The sequence below is a fragment of the Enterococcus sp. DIV1279b genome, from assembly GCF_050531515.1.
Classification (GTDB): Bacteria; Bacillota; Bacilli; order Lactobacillales; family Enterococcaceae; genus Enterococcus_D; species Enterococcus_D casseliflavus.
Window position 1 is genome coordinate 2472929 of sequence record NZ_CP172891.1, and the last position, 20482, is coordinate 2493410.

A 20482-nucleotide genomic window follows, 5' to 3' on the forward strand; every position below is an offset into this window, starting at 1 on the left:
TTTGCATTTCCTTTTATGAAGCAGTCGCCTCTTTCATCAGACGCTTGCTGTACCTACTGCTTCTTTTTTTAGACCAGCAAATAATGGGTCTTTTTTGACACTTCGTTGTTTGTTACGTTTTGATGCAGATGCACAAAATTAAATTTATCACATTCTTGGCAATTAGCCAACACTTGCTTGGTTACGTTTTTATTAAGTTCTTTACCAATCTTGTGTCGAGAGGACAGAATCTGAATAAAAAAGACTTTCCAAAGGGTTCCTTTGGAAAGTCGATAAACCTTGATTATTCTAAGAAATCTTTCAATTGTTTTGAACGAGATGGATGGCGTAGTTTCCGTAATGCTTTTGCTTCGATCTGACGAATCCGTTCTCTCGTTACCCCAAAGACTTTGCCGACTTCTTCTAATGTCCGAGTACGACCATCATCGATTCCGAAACGCAAGCGCAGCACGTTTTCTTCACGGTCAGTCAACGTATCCAGTACATCTTCTAGCTGCTCTTTCAACAGCTCATAAGCCGCATGCTCTGCTGGACTTGTGGCATCTTGGTCTTCAATAAAATCACCTAGATGAGAATCGTCTTCTTCACCGATCGGTGTTTCTAATGAAACAGGTTCTTGAGCGATCTTCAAGATTTCACGAACTTTTTCCGTCGGCAGATCCATTTCTGCGCCGATTTCTTCTGGTGTCGGTTCGCGCCCTAAGTCTTGCAGCAATTGCCGTTGAATACGGATCAATTTGTTGATGGTTTCCACCATATGCACAGGAATACGAATGGTTCGCGCTTGGTCAGCGATCGCACGGGTGATCGCTTGACGGATCCACCAGGTCGCATAGGTCGAGAATTTGAACCCTTTGCGGTAGTCGAATTTCTCAACGGCTTTCATCAAGCCCATGTTTCCTTCTTGGATCAAATCAAGGAATTGCATTCCTCGACCCACATAACGTTTGGCAATACTAACGACCAAACGTAGGTTGGCTTCTGCCAAACGCTGTTTTGCCTCTTGATCGCCTTCTTCGATTTTCAGTGCGAGCGCCACTTCTTCTTCTGCGGTCAATAACGGCACACGACCGATTTCTTTCAAGTACATCCGAACGGGGTCATTGATTTTCACACCAGTTGGTGCAGACAGATCTTCTTGAGGTTGTGTTTCTTGTCGTTTTTCATTGCTCTTTAGACTATGGACTGAAGGCTCTCCATTTTCATCCACGACACTGATGCCTGAATCCTCCAGTTTTTGAATTAATTTGTCCATTGCATCAGCATCCAAAGTATACGGCGTTGCTAAACGATTCGTAATGTCATCGTAAACAACTTGCCCCTTTGTTTTGTTTTCTCGGATGTATTCGGCAACTGCTTTGTCATACGTTTTTTTTGTTTCTTCTGCCATGAAAGAAAGCCCCTTTCAGTTCGCTATTTAGCTTGTTTCAACCGTTTGGTCAAATCAATGATTTCGATCGCAAGTTCAAGTTCTAATTGCTGGTTTCCTTTTTGTCTTGCTTCTTGCTGCTGGATTCGTTTTTGATTGATTTCTTCAGCAATGCCCGACTTTTGAAATACCTGCAGAATGTCCTGAAATTCTTGTTCAGTCCCTTCCTCAGAAGCTTTAAGATCTGCAATATCGATCACCATTTTTTTCATTGAATCTTCTTTTAAAAAATCTAAGAACTTTGCTAAAACAAAGTGTTCTTCTGTTTCCATATACGCATCAAACAGCAGATAAAGCTGTTGGTAACGATCATGGATAAAGGATATGCCACTCGCTCGAAAGCGATGGTTTAACGTACTGTCATGAAACAAACGGTACAATAATAATTCTTGTGCTTTTTCTACCTGTGTTTTGGGCTGTTGCCGCGTTGGCGGCGTAAAGACCATAGGATTATTGGTTGTTGGCGCTGGCGGCGGTGCATCTTGCCGCGGCTGCTGCTCTTGCCGGTTTTGCTTGAGCTGCTGCTGCAAGGTCTCACGGCTCAAGTTGAACTCTGTGGACAACTGAGTCAAATAACGGTCTTGCTCCAGCAAAGAATCCACCCGCTGTAATTCTTTTAATACTACTTGGACATAATCTAGCTGCTCTTTCTCATTGGCCAAATTTCGATTCGCTCGATGGTAATCCATTTTGAAAGCAAAGACGGTTTCTTTCCCATGTACAGCTAATTTATAAAAAGCTTCTGTCCCATATTTGCGCAAATAGTCATCTGGGTCCATCCGTTCCGGCACTCGAACCACAGATAATTTCAAGCGGCTATTGTTTTGCAAAAGATCGATCCCACGGTTCGTGGCTTCAACCCCTGCACTATCTCCATCGTAACAAAGAATCACTTCTTGTGCCACTCGCTCGATGTGGGCGATCTGCTGATTGGTCAGGCTGGTCCCCATCGAGGCGATCCCATTTTCGATCCCTGCTTGCCAAGCGGCGATCACGTCCATAAATCCTTCAAATAAATACACTTGGCCATCTTTACGCATCGCTCGTCGCGCTTTGTCAAAGTTGAAAAGAACCTCGCGTTTATTGAAAAGAATCGTTTCAGGACTATTTAAATATTTTGGTTGGTCTTGATCACCGACTTTTTCGCTTGCTAACCAACGACCAGAAAAACCAATCGTTTTTCCCTGAGGATTGCGGATCGGAAACATGATTCGCTGGTAAAAGCGATCCGCCAGTGAGCCATCGTTGCGCTGAACAAAGAGTCCTGTATCAGGAAAAAACTCTGCTTTGGCTTTTTCATTCAAAAAAACTTTCTCCAAAAACGAGCGTTCATTCGGTGCAAAGCCAATATTGAACTCTTCGATCAGTGCCATCGTCAAGCCACGATCTAATAAATAATCAAGCGCTTCTTGTCCAGCAGCCGTATTCACCAACATGTGATGATAGACTTCGGCGGCTTTTTCATGTAACGCAATCAATTGACTCGTTTGTGAGGTCGCTTCATTGATGCCTTCAGACTGCTGATATTGCGGATCAAGAGGAATATCGTTCATTTCTGCTACTTTGACGACTGCTTCTGGAAAACTGATCCCTTCAAGCTCCTGTAAGAAACCATACACATTTCCACCACGACCACAACCAAAGCAATGAAAAATTTGTTTGTCCTCTGCAACGGAAAAAGAAGGTGATTTTTCATTATGGAACGGACACAAACCAAAATAATTTTTTCCAGACTTCTTTAACTGGACATACTGTCCCACGATATCGACGATATTGCTACGTTCGCGAATGTCGTCAATGACCGTTTGAGGAATTCGTGCCATCCACTCACCTCCATTTGGTAAGTATTCATCGGTTTACTAGGTAAAAAAACGCACTAATAGATATCAGTGCGAAGAATAATTAGACAGAATCACTCATAATGATTTTACCATATTTTATTTGTATTTCAAGCTTTTTTGTTTCACTTATTTTACAACGCTTATGAAAAGAAACGCGCCGTAACATTGATCTTCCATTGATTCATTTTTATTAAATCAGCGTAGAATAAATTGCCGCCGTTATGATACAAGTGACCACCATTATAAAAAACGGATTGGATGCCCCAATAACGATAGGTTTGTTCTGTATCATTGCCTAACAACGGGGATAAAACCTCTCTGGAATATGTTTCTGCTAATTCTAAGGTGTTCATGCCACCCCGTTCAGCGACATAATCAATATAATCTGTCCCAAAATTATAAGCCTGGACTGCGGTCCAAAGATCACAGTTCATTTGCTCGGCTTTTTCGATCAACTCGGCTAAATAAGAAACCCCTTGTTCGATGCTTTGTTCTGGCGTATCAAATTGATTTTGTTTTCCATATACACTTTCAGAACTTTGCATCGGGTCATTGCCTTGTCCTTTTGACTCCGTCAGCATGATACTCATTGCTAAAGACTGATATTCAGAGATGTCGTGGGCTTGTGTCTGCTGTGCGATTTCCTCTTCATACGCATAGACAGCTTTCAATGCCGTGTAATTTCGATAGCCCCAAACCCCTGCTCCGATCAGCAGCAGCAAGAGCGCAAGCTTCAGTACAAATCCTAGGAAACGTCGAATTTTTCTCATCAAATACATCCCATCTTTTCTAAGTCAGAATCTATCGTACTATGAAATGAACAGGCTGACTAGAATTTTTTCTCTCCTAAAAAATCCTTAATAAAATCACAAGATTATTTAGAAAAAAACAAGCAATCCTAAGCTGATGGAGGGATTGTTGATGGTTTGACATGAAAAAAGGAAACAGTGCTCCTTCAGATAATGGAAGCACTGTTTCACTATTTTTTATTTTTCGATCGTGGTCACGATACCAGAACCAACTGTTCGTCCACCTTCACGAATGGAGAAGGTCGTTCCATTTTCTACAGCGATCGGATGGATCAATTCCACATCGATCGTTACGTTGTCACCAGGCATCACCATTTCCGTTCCTTCTGGTAAAACGATATTCCCAGTTACGTCCGTTGTACGGAAGTAAAATTGTGGGCGATAGTTATTAAAGAATGGGGTATGGCGACCGCCTTCTTCCTTCGTCAACACATAGACTTCTGCTTGGAATTTCGTATGTGGTGTGATGGAACCTGGTTTTGCTAACACTTGGCCACGTTCAATTTCATCACGGGTGATCCCCCGTAACAATACCCCTACGTTATCGCCAGCTTCGCCAAAGTCCATCGTTTTGCGAAACATTTCTACCCCAGTGACAATTGCTTTTTGTGTTTCAGGTTTGATTCCGACGATCTCTACTTCATCCCCGACTTTTACCATGCCACGATCAATCCGACCAGAAGCAACGGTTCCCCGTCCTGTAATCGAAAAGACATCTTCGATTGGTAACAATAATGGTTTGTCTGTATCACGTTCAGGCGTTGGGATATATTCATCTACTGTATCCATCAGCGTTAAGATCGCTGCTTCAGCATCTGGGTCCCCTTCCAAGGCTTTTAACGCAGAGCCCTTGATCACAGGAATGTCGTCGCCAGGAAAATCATATTCAGTCAGCAATTCTCTGACTTCCATTTCAACTAAATCGATCAACTCGTCATCATCGACAAGGTCCGTCTTATTCAAAAAGACGATCAAATGTTTCACACCCACTTGACGAGAAAGCAAAATATGCTCCCGTGTTTGTGGCATTGGGCCATCTGTCGCTGATACGACCAAGATTGCACCGTCCATTTGAGCAGCCCCTGTAATCATATTTTTCACATAATCCGCGTGTCCCGGTGCATCGATATGGGCATAGTGCCGTTTTTCCGTTTCATATTCCACATGAGCAGTATTGATGGTGATACCACGTTCGCGTTCCTCAGGAGCCGCGTCGATACTTGCGTAATCTTGCGGATTGGCAAGTCCTTTTTTCCCAAGAACTGTGGTAATAGCAGCAGTCAAGGTTGTTTTCCCATGGTCGACGTGTCCTATCGTTCCGATATTAACATGGGGTTTGCTACGATCATAATGTTGTTTTGCCATATTGTTTCCCTCCTAGAGAAAGTTGAGTCGTTGGTTGACTCGAATCATATTTTTGCGATTTACGCTTCCAAAGAGATAAGGATTAACTTATTTTTTGTAAGTTTAAATCTACCCTTATTATAGGTCAAAATTAGTCAAAGTCAAGCAAGAGGACTCGGCAGCTAATCCCTAAGAATTTCTTTGCTTTTTGTGATCCATTGGACGCAAGCCTAGTTTTTATGAATAATAGAAGATGAGGTGAGAAATGTGAAGAAAATCATTGCAGCGCTGGTTTTTACAGCAATTTTTCTTGGCGGCTGCTTCCTTACTTATGACTATTACTATGGTGGAAGTGACTACTATACAGTTATCAACGATGCGGGGGAACACGATACCGAAGTCAGTGAAGAGGGGGTCGTTGAAAACATCTATCGTTATACACAAACAGCCTACAGCGCCTCTGGTGACGTCAAAACGGTCAAAATGAATGAACACCGTTCCGCTCCTTTGAAAGAAGGCGCCTATTTGAAACTATTGGTCAATCCAAACAAAGGCGTTATAAGCTGGGAAGAAGTTTCTGAAGAAGACGTTCCTCAAGCGGCTCTTGAAAAGTTGACCCCTCAATAATTGCTGCTGTCGATCAAGCAAGCGTCTGTAAAAAAGCAGGGCGTCCTCTTTCTAAATGAGGACGCCCTGCTTTTTGTGCTCTATAATTTATGGGCCTGATGAATCAGAATTGATTCTTCAGCTCCATTTTCATTATTGACAAAGAGCCGCTTTTTTGTACTTGTTCTGCCATCGTCTGCTTAGAAACAGCTCTTGTTACATCCGATTAATCACTTCTTCTACATTTTTGATCGTTACGGAAATCGTGCCATCGGGATTATTGATAAATTCGATCAAATTCGGATCTCGGTAAACATCCAAAGGAACGATCAATTCGATTCCATTCGATAATTTTAGTTTTTGCTTACCAAATTTTTTCTCCGAGATCTCACGAACATCCCGCATCATCGGTGCTTGATTGACGAATCCTTTTTCAACCACTTCTTCTTGAAATGAAAGCTGAGCAGTAATATTGTCTTTAAAGACTTTTTGCGCCACTTCACTCACATCGATATGACCAGACTCTTCGATCGTGTCGTAGACCGCTTCTTTCAAATCGGCAACAACGTTATAGGTGGGTGTTTCAAATTTCTGACCAATTTTTTCGGCTACTTTTTTGATGACTTTGACATTTTCTTCTAAAGATGGGATCGGTTCGGCATCAATGACTTTTGTTGAAAAGTAGGCGTATTTTTCACCTGAAAAGCTATATTTCTTTTCAATCAGTTCAAAGTCTAAGCTCTCCACATCGATCGTGATCCCTTCATCTGCCTTTTGGGTTTTACCTGCTAGTAAGGCACGATGCAAAATCAAATTATTTTCGATCCCAGCCTCCCCATTATCAATAAAATGCGTATAGCCATCTTGATAATTGACCTTCAAAAAAGCCAGCTGCATTCTTGTATCTAATTCATATAAGACGACAAACGCATCCGCACTTGGCGCATCTTCACTTTCCTTGTACGCTTCATACCAGCGTTGCACGATCGATTCACTGGCTGCGATAAAGTCGTCTGGTGCTTGTTTGACCAATTGAGCGATCGTTGAAGTTTCGAGTAAACGACCTGTTTTGGTTTGCGGTGTAGCAAGTTTCTGTATTTTCTTCGTCAAATAATCACGAATGTATTCCGTTGTTAAATCAAGTTCAACTTGAGAAAAAACTGGATCGCCTGTTTGACGGTCCACAATGTGTAAAATCGCATGTTTCAAATAAATATCCATTGGTTACGCTCCTTATCCATTTGTCTAGTGTACAAAATAAATAGGCGAACTGACAAGAGCGAATCGGCATTTTCCTTCAACATTCGCTTTCTTTTTAAAAGGTGCAATCATTGGAAATTCCTGCCTCGTCTGCTAAACTAGAAGTATCACAGAAAACGGAGGAATGAACATGAACAGCTATACGTTATCAAACAATGTGACCATCCCTGAGCTAGGCTTTGGCACATGGCAAACACCAGACGGCGACGTTGCCGTAGCATCAGTCAAAAAAGCACTAGAAGTAGGTTACCGCCATATTGATACAGCACAAGGCTATAAAAACGAAGCCAGTGTTGGTCAAGCGATCAAAGAAAGCGGCATTCCCCGCGAAGAGCTTTTCTTGACTACAAAATTATGGAATGCGAACCATTCTTATGATCTTGTGATGTCCTCTTTTGAAGAATCTTTAGAAAAATTACAAACAGACTATATCGATCTTTTCTTGATCCATTGGCCAAATCCAGTGGCTTTTCGCGACAATTGGCAAACAGCGAACGCAGAAACATGGCGTGCTTTTGAAGAGTTGTATCAAGCAGGCAAAATCAAAGCGATCGGCGTCAGCAACTTCTTACCACATCATTTTGAAGAATTGAAAAAAACAGCGACTATCTTCCCAATGGTCAATCAAATTTTCCTTGCACCTGGCGAGTTACAAGAAGAAGTCGTGACTTATTCCCAAGAACACGATGTATTGCTTGAAGCATACAGCCCATTAGGTACTGGGAAGATCTTTGATGTACCAGAAATGAAAACATTAGCTGAAAAGCATCAAAAATCAATCGCTCAAGTTGCATTACGCTGGTCTTTACAACATGGTTTCTTGCCATTACCAAAATCAGTCACACCAAGTCGGATCGAAGAAAACATTCACGTCTTTGATTTTGAGCTATCTGAAGAGGACATGAAAACGATCGATCAATTAGATGGTGTGGTTGGGAAAGCGACCAATCCAGATACGACAGGGTTTTAATTTCACTCTCTATAAAGGAGAAGCCTATGAAAAAAACTGATTTGAATCATCTCTCCCCTGCTGTTCAAAAAGCCTTACATGCTGATTTTGTTTTTCTCGTTTGGCCAGACAAAGTCCAACACTTTCCAGCACGTCAATGGACGACCAGCGACTATCAGCAGATGCTGACCGAGAAACTTACTGGGGAACCACGCTTTTTTCTTTGGGAAAACTACTTAGTCGCAACTGGAGAAAATGACCTTTTGGTCCTGATGCCCAAGTACCATCAAATCAATGATCTAGTAGAAACACCAGCGCCGCTTTTTTAGCAGCGTTGGTGTTTTTTCAGGAAGTATATAAATTTTTTTGTATTTTTTCATGAGAATCACTGTTCTTTTCTGCAAATTTTCCTTATAATCGATAGTGATCGAGAGGAGAAGATTATGAAAAAGAAACAATTAGCAAAATTGAAACAACAATTCCGCCCGTCTTATGAAACAGCTCGACAACAGTTGTTTACAGCGATCGAGCGCAAAACAGCAGATAAGTTTGACCTTCCGACGACTGTGTATATCAATCCTAAAAACCAAGAGGAATTATTGATTGAATTGTTGAAGGAAACGCCAAAAGAACAAAAAATCGCTGTTCCTTTAGATGAGAACTTCAAGATCGTCGTGAAACGAATCCAACGCTTAGAAGCTGGTTTGCTTGATCGTTTCAGCGATAACTTAGTCGATGAGATCGCTGCTTACTGGTTGCCGACCAATCCGCAAGAAAGTACGGCACCCGCTCCTGCAAAAGAACCAGCGAAAGTGAAGGAAGAATCAACACCAGCTGAAGCGGCTGCACCGACTACCTCTGCATCAACTAAAGAAGTAGAAAAAGCAACTGAAACAATGGCTGATACTGCTGACAACACAATGACTTTTTCAGCATTTGCTGAAAAAATCGCAGCATTCCCTAAATTTTCTGCCAAACAATCTTCAGGAGAAACGATCGTGATCGAAGCTTCCCCGAAAGAAGATCGTGTTCTAGCAACGATTTCTGAAACAGAAAGTGATACTTTTACCATCGAAACTGCGCTAGAGCGCAAATACAAAGTAAAATTAGAAGTCATTCCATTGATCGAGGCGTATGCCCACACGGCGATTTCGAAACGATAAAAAACTGGGAGAATGGTTCATTCTCCCAGTTTTTTATAACCCGACGATGTGAATAAAAATATAGCTGATTGATTTTTACTCTTTGCTTAAAATCAGTAAGGATTACCACAATTTATTAAATTTGTCCTTCTCCACAAACGAAATTAATGGGATACTTTAGTATTCCTTTGCTTCTTTTGCGTCAATCCTTCTTCCTTAAACACTAGCTTCTCTTCCTTCTTCAATAAACTGAAGTACTCTGCCAAGATTTGCGGTGACTCTGAAAATAAAAGCGAGAAGCGGCTATTTTTGCTTTTATAAAAGGTTACAAAAGTTTGATTATTTACTGTTTGTTCAATCTCTATTGCGGTATATTGATCATATTCACCTTTTAAAACACCCAGTTTGATCAGCTGATCTGCTCCTAAGCCTTCTTTTGAAAAACCAACTAAACAGACTAAGCCGATCAGTGCAAACAATTTCAACTGGTCACTCAACTGATCTGGCCAAAAAATGACGAAAAGAAGCGCAGACAGAATGAAAGCAGTTGCCTTTTTTATAAAGCTCGCTTTTGCCTGCAAAAGAATTTTGCGCTGCTCTTTGAGTTGCATCACTAACAGAACGAGTAAAAATAAGTTGATCATAATTGCTTCCGCCATGAATAACTTCCTTTCAGACTACCATTCTGCAATAGTGCCATCATAGTTCTTCCATTTAGGATTGGTCCAAACCAACCCTTCTTGTGAAATATCTCTAACTCTATCTTCATCCATCTCCAACCCTAAACCGGGCTTACTTGGTAATTCTACATAGCCATCCTTATACTGAAATACTTCTTTGTTTTTCACAAAATCTAACAGATCAAAGCCTTTATTGTAATGGATTCCTAAGCTTTGCTCTTGAATAAAAACATTTGGGGTACAAGAATCAACTTGCAGTGTTGCTGCTAAAGCAACGGGACCATATGGTGCGTGCGGGGCAACAGCCACGTCATAAGCTTCAGCCATGGCAGCTATTTTTCGCATTTCCATGATCCCTCCACATAATGCCACATCAGGCTGGATCACATCTATTGCTCCTTGCTGAAAAAGTGTTTTAAACTGCCAGCGAGTATACAGTCTCTCCCCAGTGGCTAAAGGCGTTGCCACAAGCTGGGCAACTTCTTTAAAATGTTCCTCATTCTCAGGAAGAACAACTTCTTCTAAAAACATTGGATGATAAGGTTCTAATGCCTTCGCTGAAACTTTTGCCATCGGCTTGTGGACTCTCCCATGAAAATCAATTCCAATATCCAATTTATTACCAAAGCGTTCCCTAATCGAAGCGACACGTTCCACCACTTCCTCTATCTTTACATAAGAGTCAATATAGTGCAGTTCCTCTGTTGCGTTCATTTTAACTGCAGTAAACCCACGGTCAACACGATCTTGTGCTTGCTCTGCGACATCATCCGGACGATCACCGCCGATCCAAGAATATACTTTGATTCTGTCACGAGCAGCACCGCCTAATAGTTCGTAGATAGGAACATTCAATGCTTTTCCTTTAATATCCCACAAAGCCATCTCTAGACCAGAAACGATTGTTCCATGTATGGGACCGCCACGAAAGAAAGATCGGTGCATTTCTTGGAACAATCGCTCAATCTCAAACGGGTTTTGTCCTAACAGAAATCTTTCCCCTACCTCATAAGCTCCTGCAACAACTGTTTCGGTTTTTGTTCCAGAAATCATCTCTCCCCAGCCATCGATTCCTTCATCTGTTGACAATTTTACAAAAATCCAGCGGGGTTTTACTTTATATACTGTAATTTTAGAAATTTTCAAAACAATCTACTCCTCTTTTTCGACAATATTTTATTCAATTGCTGCTTCACGATTAATTTTTTTGATTCCTTCAAAGAAATACCATACACCGCCAAATCCTAGAAGAAGAACTGGAATACCAATCATCGGTTCATAGGTGAATGCAATGAAAACCAGGTAACTTTGAATCATTGAAGTTGCTGCAAAAGAAGAAATAAGCATGGCACTGGACCCAAGATCAATCCCTACCTGTTTGGCTATTTCGGTTAGAATAGGTGAAGTGACTGTTCCACACCAAAGCAAAGAGGCTGTGACAACTAAACCGATAATAATGTTTTTCAGCAAGTTTCCTCTAGTCAATGCAACAACCATTGCTACTCGAAATGGAACTACAGCTAAATCGGCAAATGGTAACACACGATTTCCGGGTAAGACCAAAGCCATAGCAATTGTTAAAGGAATAATAATCAGTGCAGTTGTTATAACATCTGGATTGCCCACAACAACCGCTGCATCTAGTCCAATAAATAAACGGCGACCTTTAAATTTCTTTTGAGACCATTTTTGCGCTGCGTCTGAAATAGGCATTAATCCTTCCATAAAAAGAGAGGTCATTTTTGGTATCAGAACAAGGACAGCAGACATAATAACCCCTAATTGAAGAATCTGAGTGATATCATAGCCAGCTAAAAAGCCGATTGCGATACCTATGACACCGCCCATAATCATAGAGTCCCCAAAGAAGCCCAAATATTTTTGTGCATCCTTAATGGTAAACTTGGAATTTCGAAAAAGAGGAATGCGGTCTAAAAGCCAGTTTAACGGCCATGCAATTACTAAAGAAGATAAGGCTGAAACCGTGGGTAATGAAACCCCTGGAATTCCAAAAAAATCTTCAACCAAAGGCTGTGACCAATCAGACATTTTAAATGTGACAATTGCCATTACAACTGATGCGCCCACACCTAACGCTACGTTCTTAGTCACAAAATAAACCATTACACCAACAATAGCCATATGATGATAATTCCAAATATCAACATCCAACGTTTGAGTTCTTTTGAGAACCAACAAGATGATATTAACGATCAATATAGCAAATATAAGCAGTGCAATAATTGGAGATGCCCAAGTAACCGCCGCGATTGAGCCCCATCCTACGTCCAAGGCATCCAGCTGTACGCCGGTCCGCTCTACCATAGCACGGGCTGCTGGTCCGACATTGGTTGTCATAAAATCCAGAATCAGACGAATCCCTGCAAATCCGATTCCTAGTGTTAGCCCAGACTTAAATGCTCTTGAGATTTTCAAACCGAAAATCATGCCGATAATTGTAATAATGACAGGAAGCATCACTGTAGGACCAGCGTCAATAAAGAAATTGAATACATTCATTACATAATTCATTCTTTTTTCTCCTTAAATTTTTTATTTTAAATAATTCAAAATTTCTTCCATAGTTTGTTCAGAACCAATTCCCGTTAAAATAGGCATTCCCTTTACCACAGGAACTTCACCAGTCTGACCTTCAAATTGACCAGTTGTCACTAACAAGTCATAGTCTTGAACTTTACTAGGTACTTCCATCAGTTTGGTTTGGGTTGTGGAAGCCTCAACTCCATGTTCATTCAGATAATCCTTCACTTTTGATGCTACTACGGTTGAAGTCGCAATCCCATTCCCACAAGCAATTAAAATTCTTTTCATTTTCATTTCCTCCTATTTTTTAGGCTATCGCCTTTTTTAATAATGTCAGCAATTTTAGATCCGAATTCGCCGCCGTCATTTGTTCACGAAGTGGCTCATCTTGAATAATACTGACAATCTTTTGTAACATCTCCACTTGGCCGTGCGGTTCACCGATGGCCATCATGATAACGATTTTAGTAGGTAAAATGACTTGATTATCTTCCATATTGCGAAACCCTACAGCTGTTTCTAAGGTTGCAATCGCCAAAGTTGTTTGATTGACCAAATCAAAATTTGCATGAGGAATTGCTACACCGGGCTGTGTCGAAGGTAAACCGGTTGGATATTCGGACTCGCGTAACTGTATTGCTTCGATATAATCTTCTTTGACATAGCCTCGTTGGTATAGTTCATTCGCTAAAAAAGCAAGGACTTCTTTATCACTGCCTGCTTTTATATTTCGAAATACTAGTTCTTCGTTCAGTTGCAATTCCATTTGTTTTCCTCCTTAAATCTCTGTCGCTAATTTCTGTAGTGATAGCGCTAGTTTTGCTGGGTCAGCAGCTTGCAAGTCTTGCGATTGAAAAAGATTGGAACCTAAACCAAGATAACTCGCTCCATGGTCAAAATATTCCTTGGCGTTAGAAATCGAAATTCCACCAACACCCATCAAAGGTAGCTTGCCCAATGGAGCTTGCACATCTGTGAAAAAGCGTGGTGTCACAACTGCAGCGGGGAAAACTTTAACGATATCCGCTCCATCTGTAAACATCTCATTGATCTCAGAAGGGCTCATTGCCGCCGGTACTGAGAGCACTTGCTCTTTCCTTGCAAAATCCATTATTTGCTTCGTAAAACGATGGGGACCTAATAAAAAACGAGCCCCAGCTGCGACGGCTTTTTGGGCGTCAGGTAACGTTCTTACTGTTCCTGCCCCAATGAGAATAGTTTCACCAAATAATTTGCTTAACTTGTTGATATGTTCTAGAGCCCCTAAAGTGTTTAATGTGATTTCAACTGCAAACTCTTTCTCAAGCCCACTCATTGCCGTTAAAACTGCATAAGCTTGTTCATATGTGTAACCCCTCATAATAATTGTAAAGCGTGGGTAATCTTCTACTTTCATCGTTTTCCTCCTAAGTCACTTGTCTAATTAGCTGATAAGCTGTTTTCGTATCTGAGCTTTCCTTCAAACGATTTAAAAACGTAGAATCATTACTAATATCTGCTAACTGATTCACAGCTTTCAAATGTTTCGTCAAATCATAAAACGATAATGGATAAATAAAATGGATTTTTTTACCGTTTGGAAAAGCGATTGGCTCAGCAGCAATCAATAGACTTATCCCATCTTTTAACACGCCATTTTGTGGTGCTGTATGCGGGATACACGTTTGACTCCCTAAATACCCAGCGTATCCTTGTTCTTCGATTTGATCCAAACAATCTTGAATAAACAGCTCTGTAATCATCTGATTTTCTAACAAAGGATGGCAAGCAAATTTCACTGCTTGTTGCCAAGTTAGCTTCTCTGACGTTCTTCTTATAAAATCGGGTTTTAAATAATCAGTCAATGATGGTAACGCTTTAAAATTTTCTGAAGGTGAATCTTGCTTTTGCTTCAATAAAAAGTACTCTAACTCTTCCCTTAGTTGCTTCGTATCATTTACTTGAGCATATGTGCGAATCACCGAAAACAACTCATCAACTGAGCGGTCTACTTCATTTAATCCTAACTCTTTTAACACACGGTATCGCAGACTGATCTGCTGCTTATAAGTCATGATAGGATCAATAATAAATTGCGGTAATTCACTGTTTAATGCAGTAGTTGTAAAAACCAAGTCATAATCCGTTCCAAATTTATAAAAATCTCTTACTGAAAATGAAGCTAAAAAATGTAACTCGGGAAATAGTTTTTTTAAATTTTCTCGCATCAGTTTTGAAACCATAACCCCATTTGCACAGACAACTACTGCCCTTGGTAATTGCGCTGCTATTTGACGAGGACTCATTAATTGAAAACCAAAGTAATAAGATAGAAGTGCCAACTCATCATTTGGAAACGCTCGGCCTAACCAGTTTTCTGTGGGAACAATCAGCTCCTTCATAAGATCCTTCAAAATTGCATGGTTGCTATCTTGAACTAAGCTATCAAGGGAGTACATGCCCAAGCTCAAATTGTATTTTATACGAAAACACGCTGGACGCAGATGGCCCAAAATCCGACGTTCAAATGCCTCTCTATCTTCAATCATAATTAGTGTTTGGTTTTGAAAACTTGTAACCATTTCACTGATCAAACATCTTAATTCACTATCTGAATCAAATACTTGAGTCGTCTTACGTTCAAAAATATTAGATGTTAAAAATAGCAGAGCTAGCCAAGAAAGATAGTTAGGAGACATGCTGGACCAAGGTGTATCTTGAAGCAAAATAGTCAGAACTTTATATTCTGGAGTTTTTCGAATCTCTATTTGTACCATTTCATCTTTTGAAGCAATCGGTGAAGTTGCACGTTGCAAGGTCATTCTTACAGCTGATTGCAGATAATCAATAGATTCATCTGAGTACCTTAAATGAAGCAATTGCTCCATGTTGTGTATCAAATGAACAACCTCTTCTTCGGGAATAGTCGGTGCCAATTTTCCTTTAATATCATCAAGACGAAATAATGAATGCTGATTAATTAAATCAGAGAGCAGTTGTAAGATTCTCCTTTCCAATCCTTGCAGTTGATAACCGCTTTGACGATCATAGTGAATGGACAGGGCGTATTTGCTAACAAACTGCTTCGCTTTCTTTAAATCTTCTTGAATCGTATTGCGACTTACCGATAAGAGCTGTGTAAAATGATCCATACCAATGTAATCGGTATTAGTACATAAATAACTTAACATGATGGCAATCCGCTCATATTCAGAGAAAATAGTAACCATGGCAGAAGAATCTTCTTTATTTTGTTCAATAGAAATCATTCGTAACACTTCTAAAGGAATAATAAAATCTCCCATATGGTTACGCCTGATTTGAGGCAAACCGTTTTCAAGTAACTCCTCATTAAATTGCTTAATGGAATAATTAATCTGTCTTCTTGTTAAAGAAAGTGATGTGGTTAACTCTGCCATCTTTGTCTCGGGTTTTTTTACCAATCGTGTGAGAATTCTTCGGATCCGTTCATTCATTTGATTCCCTCCTGATGAAATCATTATAGCTTTGATTCTTCGTAAAAAGATGTATAATTGAAAGCGTTTTTTGTCATAGTTGTTTTTTCTTTTTGTCCTAGTAAAACTATGTTTGATAAATCGCTGCTTGGAACCGACAAATAAAAAAAGTCCTCTATCAGCAAAAGTACAGCAAGATTTTTTATCTATTGCATTATTATCTCCAAAACAAAAAAAGGACGAACTCCCTTTAATAAGGGGATTCGACCTTTCCATTTATTGTTTAGGATAAAAAGTTTTAAAAACTAGAGAACCTTTTTTAATTGCGTATTTCGGTTAAAAATTTACGGGCTTGCTCTTGGTTCATTTGAGTCGCAGCTCGTAGCTTAGCTGCCAGCTGTTCAATCTCGGTTCCTTTTGCCCCAACTGAAATAGCTAATGAACGAGCTTGCATGCTCATATGGCCTTGCTGGATACCTTCTGAAACCAATGCCCGCAACGCTGCCAGATTCTGAACCAACCCGACACTTGCCGCCAGCGAAGCTAACTCACTCGCCGTTTCAACACCAGTCAATGCCAACGCCGCTTGGGCTTTTGGCAATACTTTTGTGGCACCCCCGACTGTGGCGATCGCCAACGGCAGTGTGATACTACCAATCAAACGGTCTTCTACGATTGCCCAGGAAGTCAACCCTTGCATGCGGCCATTACGGGCAGCATAGCCATGACAAGCGGCAGAAACGGCGCGAGTGTCGTTTCCGGTAGCCAAAATCAGCGCTTCAACGCCATTCATGATCCCTTTGTTATGGGTAGCGGCACGATATGGATCGATCTTGGCAAAATCAGCTGCATGAACAATTTTTTCGGCAACTTGTCTGCCATTCCCGTTCTTGCACAATTTGTCAAAAGGCACCGAGCAAGTGGCTGTTACTAACGATTCCGTAGCGAGATTGCTTAAAATACTAAAGAGAATTTCTACTTCTGGGAACCATTTGCGAAAAAGCTCTGCCACTCCTTCTAAAATCGAATTGATGATATTGGCGCCCATCGCATCTTTGACATCAACCATTAAATCGATCGACACATAAGCGGTTGCTAAGTCAGATTCTGCTGGCGAGAAGTTCCGACCGATCACTCTTCGCAATCCACCGCCGCGTTTCACGATGGAAGGATACGTCTCATTCGCCACTGCAAAGATCGTTGCTTGCTCGGATTCAACTTTTGCCAAAATCGCTTCCGGATCCTGAACATCCATAAAGACGATCTGGCCTCGAAGCAAACGTTCTTGACTGGTCGTCGTAATGGGCCCAGCCATTTTTGCTCCATTGCTCATCGCTGCGATCACCGAGGGTTCTTCTGTGGCTAACGGGACATTGTATGCTTTGCCATTCACTTGCAGGTTCAGCCCTACGCCTAACGGGATCTCTACTTCACTGATTTGGTTTTCGATCAAGTGATTAGCAGTTTCCTTGTTTAGCGTCATTTCTTGAAAAACCAAGGATTCTGCTGCTGTGATCGCTCCTTGTGCTTCAAGAAAGGCTAATCGTTCATTAGGCGCGAGGGCGTAGAACTTTTTTTTTTCTGTTTTTTCTGATGCCGACTCTTCATCAAAATTCGTTTGACTTGCTGTCGCCGAAGGATTTTCTAACAGCATCGCTAGCCCTAATCCGCCACCGACACACAAAGAGGCGATTCCATAGCGCTCTTGGGTGTCTTTTAGCTGATAAGCGACGGTCGTTGCGATCCGCGCGCCAGTCGCTCCAATGGCATGTCCCAGTGAAATGCCCCCGCCGTATCGGTTGACTTTCTTCGGATCCAAACCAAGTTCACGTTCTACTACGATCGAAGAAGCTGCAAAGGCTTCATTGATCTCAAAAATACCGATATCTTCAATCGTCAGTGCTTGCTTTTTCAGTAACGTATCGATTGCTTTGATTGGTGAGATTCCCATGATCTCTGGGGCGAAACCGACTTCGACGATCTCTTTGATCACTGCCAGATAAGGAATCTGATGCTCTTCACAATAGCTTTTTGACGCGATCAAGACCATGGCCGCCCCATCATTGATGGTTGAGGCGTTCCCAGCAGTCACCGTACCGTCTTTTTTGAAAACTGTTTTTAATTCAGCTAATTTTTCGACTGTCGTAGCGGCGCGAATGCCTTCGTCCTGAAGAACGGTCGCCGATTTTTCAGTCAACGGCACGATCTCTTGATCAAATTTCTTTGCTGCTTGCGCTTTGGCAGCTTTCATTTGGGAGTGGTAGGCAAACTCATCTTGCTCTTTGCGAGTGATCCCGTATCTTTCTGCTACCGTCTCAGCCGTCAGTCCCATCGGCTTGCTACTGAATGCATCTGTTAATCCGTCATGCATCATTGTTGACACCGGAGCTGAATACTGATCTTCCGCCTTGTTATAATAACTAAAGAGCGGCGCATTCGTCATACTTTCAATCCCACCAGTCAATACGACGGATGCCTTGTTCAATTGAATTTGCTCCATCCCCATTAGAATCGCTTTCATTCCCGAACCACATACTTCGTTGATCGTTGAGGCTGGAATATCTGAGGAAAGCCCACTTTGCAAGGAAACTTGGCGTCCTGGATTTTGACCACTGCCTGCTTGTAGCACATTTCCGATAATCACTTGTGCGATATGTTCTTTTGCTTGTTGGTTTCTTGCCAACAAGGCTTTTGCAGCGACTGTTCCTAATTCTACCGCTGTATATTCTTTTAATGACCCATAGTATTTGCCAATTGGCGTTCTTAGTGCGTCGATAATGACAACTTCTTCCACGTACGTCACCTCCTCTTGAAATATATCATTAAATCCTCCAAAAAAGAATACCCCACATTCGGTTGTCGCACCCTTTTCTACTTTCTTTAATAAAGTTTAAATTCTAATCAATTCTTTTTCATTTTTTTCAAAAAATATGATACCTTAGAACGTGTAGCCTACTAAGTATGTAGAACATAAAGGAGCGACGGAATGAACGTTGGTATTGATAAAATAAATTTTTTTGTCCCCCCCTATTTTATAGATATGGTTGATCTAGCTCACGCCCGAGAGGTAGACCCGAATAAATTTACGATCGGGATCGGTCAAGATCAAATGGCGGTCAATAAAAAAACACAAGATATCGTCACCTTTGCCATGCACGCGGCAAAAGATATCCTTACGAAAGAAGATTTACAAGCAATTGATATGGTGATCGTCGGAACAGAATCTGGCATCGATGAATCAAAAGCTTCGGCAGTGGTTTTGCATCGCCTATTAGGTATCCAGCCATTTGCACGGTCCTTTGAAATCAAAGAGGCGTGTTACGGCGCAACGGCGGGCTTACAATTTGCCAAAGCCCATGTACAAGCCAATCCACAAAGCAAAGTTTTGGTCGTGGCTTCAGATATCGCCCGTTATGGCTTAGCTTCTGGTGGCGAGCCGACTCAAGGTGTGGGCGCTGTTGCTATGTTGATCTCGGCGGATCCAGCAATTTTGCAGCTTGAAAATGATAATTTGATGTTGACGCAAGATATTTATGATTTTTGGCGTCCAGTAGGACATCAATATCCAATGGTAGATGGTCATTTGTCAAATGCCGTTTATATCGATTCTTTCAAACAAGTTTGGCAAGCCCATTGCGAAAAAAATCAGCGGACAGCAAAAGATTATGCGGCTTTGAGCTTCCATATCCCTTATACAAAAATGGGTAAAAAAGCCTTGTTGGCTGTTTTTGCCGAAGAAGATGAAACAGAACAAAAACGCCTGATGGCTCGCTATGAAGAATCGATCGTTTACAGCCGTCGTACCGGCAACTTGTATACGGGTTCACTGTATCTGGGCTTGATCTCTTTATTGGAAAATTCCTCTAGCCTCCAAGCAAATGATCGAATCGGATTATTTAGCTACGGATCAGGAGCGGTTGCTGAATTTTTCAGCGGCTTGTTGGTACCTGGCTATGAAAAACAGTTGGCGCAAGCGGCACACCAAGCGTTGCTCGATGACCGTCAAAAGCTAACGATCGCTGAATACGAAGCGATGTTCAATGAGACGATCGATATCGATCAAGATCAATCCTTCGAAGATGATCTGCTTTATAGTATTCGTGAAATCAAAAATACCATTCGTTATTATAAAGAAGAAAACGAATGACCCTGAAAAAAACTTTGCTTCTTTTTTAGCTAAAAAGCTTGAAGGAACAAAGTTTTTTTCTTTCTTTGAAAATGATTGAAACAAAACTTGTTTTCCAAATATTTTCTGCGTGTTATTCAAAAATTTTCAGATAATTCAGGAAAAACATTTGACAGTCCGCTTTTTTTTGTCTATACTAAAATCAATTCAAGTTTGGAGGAACTTTTTATGTTAAACACGACCGTATCCCCACAACTGAATACCTTTTACTTTAGCTACTTTAGATAGTTTGTATTCATATCACATTATGGATGCAAA

General features: G+C 41.1%; 18 protein-coding genes. 5 read left to right on the forward strand and 13 right to left on the reverse strand.

The annotated features are described in order from the left end of the window. Window positions 1–283: 283 nt before the first annotated feature. The 4 genes from rpoD to tuf form a co-directional block, all read right to left on the reverse strand. Complete coding sequence (rpoD, locus tag IGI71_RS11615) at window positions 284–1390, reverse strand: RNA polymerase sigma factor RpoD (protein ID WP_005229298.1); 1107 nt, start codon at window positions 1388–1390, stop codon at window positions 284–286. A gap of 23 nt (window positions 1391–1413) precedes the next feature. Beyond that, window positions 1414–3252 (reverse strand): DNA primase, encoded by a 1839-nt coding sequence (gene dnaG / locus IGI71_RS11620; RefSeq protein WP_015510081.1) that lies wholly within the window; start codon window positions 3250–3252, stop codon window positions 1414–1416. Window positions 3253–3410: 158 nt separating this feature from the next. Then, a complete protein-coding gene (locus tag IGI71_RS11625) occupies window positions 3411–4040 on the reverse strand; it encodes a lysozyme family protein (protein WP_231435157.1) in 630 nt (209 codons plus the stop codon). Window positions 4041–4256: 216 nt separating this feature from the next. Then, a complete protein-coding gene (gene tuf, locus IGI71_RS11630) occupies window positions 4257–5444 on the reverse strand; it encodes an elongation factor Tu (RefSeq protein ID WP_231435158.1) in 1188 nt (395 codons plus the stop codon). Window positions 5445–5690: 246 nt separating this feature from the next. Here tuf and IGI71_RS11635 point away from each other — a divergent pair, with 246 nt between their 5' ends. After that, window positions 5691–6050, forward strand: coding sequence for a YxeA family protein (locus IGI71_RS11635; RefSeq protein WP_231435159.1), 360 nt, complete (start codon window positions 5691–5693; stop codon window positions 6048–6050). A 195-nt stretch (window positions 6051–6245) separates the two neighbouring features. On the opposite strand, the gene IGI71_RS11640 is transcribed toward IGI71_RS11635, so the two are convergent. Continuing rightward, window positions 6246–7250, reverse strand: a complete 1005-nt coding sequence (locus IGI71_RS11640; protein WP_231435160.1) for a nucleoid-associated protein — start codon at window positions 7248–7250, stop codon at window positions 6246–6248. Window positions 7251–7413: 163 nt separating this feature from the next. On the opposite strand from IGI71_RS11640, the gene IGI71_RS11645 reads away from it, so the two are divergent. From IGI71_RS11645 to IGI71_RS11655, 3 genes are all read left to right on the forward strand, one after another. After that, complete coding sequence (locus tag IGI71_RS11645) at window positions 7414–8259, forward strand: aldo/keto reductase (protein ID WP_376717225.1); 846 nt, start codon at window positions 7414–7416, stop codon at window positions 8257–8259. A 26-nt stretch (window positions 8260–8285) separates the two neighbouring features. Then, window positions 8286–8567, forward strand: a complete 282-nt coding sequence (locus IGI71_RS11650; RefSeq protein ID WP_015510084.1) for a hypothetical protein — start codon at window positions 8286–8288, stop codon at window positions 8565–8567. Between the two features lie 114 nt (window positions 8568–8681). After that, window positions 8682–9401, forward strand: coding sequence for a hypothetical protein (locus IGI71_RS11655; RefSeq protein ID WP_231435162.1), 720 nt, complete (start codon window positions 8682–8684; stop codon window positions 9399–9401). Window positions 9402–9544: 143 nt separating this feature from the next. Here IGI71_RS11655 and IGI71_RS11660 read toward each other — a convergent pair whose 3' ends face one another. The 8 genes from IGI71_RS11660 to IGI71_RS11695 form a co-directional block, all read right to left on the reverse strand. After that, window positions 9545–10039 carry a hypothetical protein gene (locus tag IGI71_RS11660; RefSeq protein WP_430615745.1) on the reverse strand — a complete coding sequence of 165 codons (495 nt, stop codon included), beginning with the start codon at window positions 10037–10039 and terminating at the stop codon, window positions 9545–9547. Window positions 10040–10057: 18 nt separating this feature from the next. After that, window positions 10058–11206, reverse strand: a complete 1149-nt coding sequence (dgoD, locus tag IGI71_RS11665; protein WP_430615746.1) for a galactonate dehydratase — start codon at window positions 11204–11206, stop codon at window positions 10058–10060. Window positions 11207–11236: 30 nt separating this feature from the next. Beyond that, window positions 11237–12592 carry a PTS galactitol transporter subunit IIC gene (locus tag IGI71_RS11670; protein ID WP_333718633.1) on the reverse strand — a complete coding sequence of 452 codons (1356 nt, stop codon included), beginning with the start codon at window positions 12590–12592 and terminating at the stop codon, window positions 11237–11239. Window positions 12593–12613: 21 nt separating this feature from the next. Further along, window positions 12614–12892, reverse strand: a complete 279-nt coding sequence (locus tag IGI71_RS11675; protein WP_005229267.1) for a PTS sugar transporter subunit IIB — start codon at window positions 12890–12892, stop codon at window positions 12614–12616. A gap of 19 nt (window positions 12893–12911) precedes the next feature. Beyond that, window positions 12912–13370: a PTS sugar transporter subunit IIA gene (locus tag IGI71_RS11680; protein WP_005229265.1), complete on the reverse strand. Its 459-nt coding sequence runs from the start codon at window positions 13368–13370 to the stop codon at window positions 12912–12914. A gap of 12 nt (window positions 13371–13382) precedes the next feature. Beyond that, window positions 13383–14000, reverse strand: coding sequence for a bifunctional 4-hydroxy-2-oxoglutarate aldolase/2-dehydro-3-deoxy-phosphogluconate aldolase (locus tag IGI71_RS11685; protein ID WP_060792350.1), 618 nt, complete (start codon window positions 13998–14000; stop codon window positions 13383–13385). Window positions 14001–14010: 10 nt separating this feature from the next. Continuing rightward, window positions 14011–16059 (reverse strand): BglG family transcription antiterminator, encoded by a 2049-nt coding sequence (locus IGI71_RS11690; protein WP_430615747.1) that lies wholly within the window; start codon window positions 16057–16059, stop codon window positions 14011–14013. Window positions 16060–16357: 298 nt separating this feature from the next. Continuing rightward, on the reverse strand, window positions 16358–18832 hold the full coding sequence (locus tag IGI71_RS11695) for a hydroxymethylglutaryl-CoA reductase, degradative (RefSeq protein ID WP_231473489.1): 2475 nt from the start codon (window positions 18830–18832) through the stop codon (window positions 16358–16360). 192 nt (window positions 18833–19024) lie between these two features. On the opposite strand from IGI71_RS11695, the gene IGI71_RS11700 reads away from it, so the two are divergent. Beyond that, window positions 19025–20185: a hydroxymethylglutaryl-CoA synthase gene (locus IGI71_RS11700; RefSeq protein WP_074536687.1), complete on the forward strand. Its 1161-nt coding sequence runs from the start codon at window positions 19025–19027 to the stop codon at window positions 20183–20185. Window positions 20186–20482 lie beyond the last annotated feature (297 nt).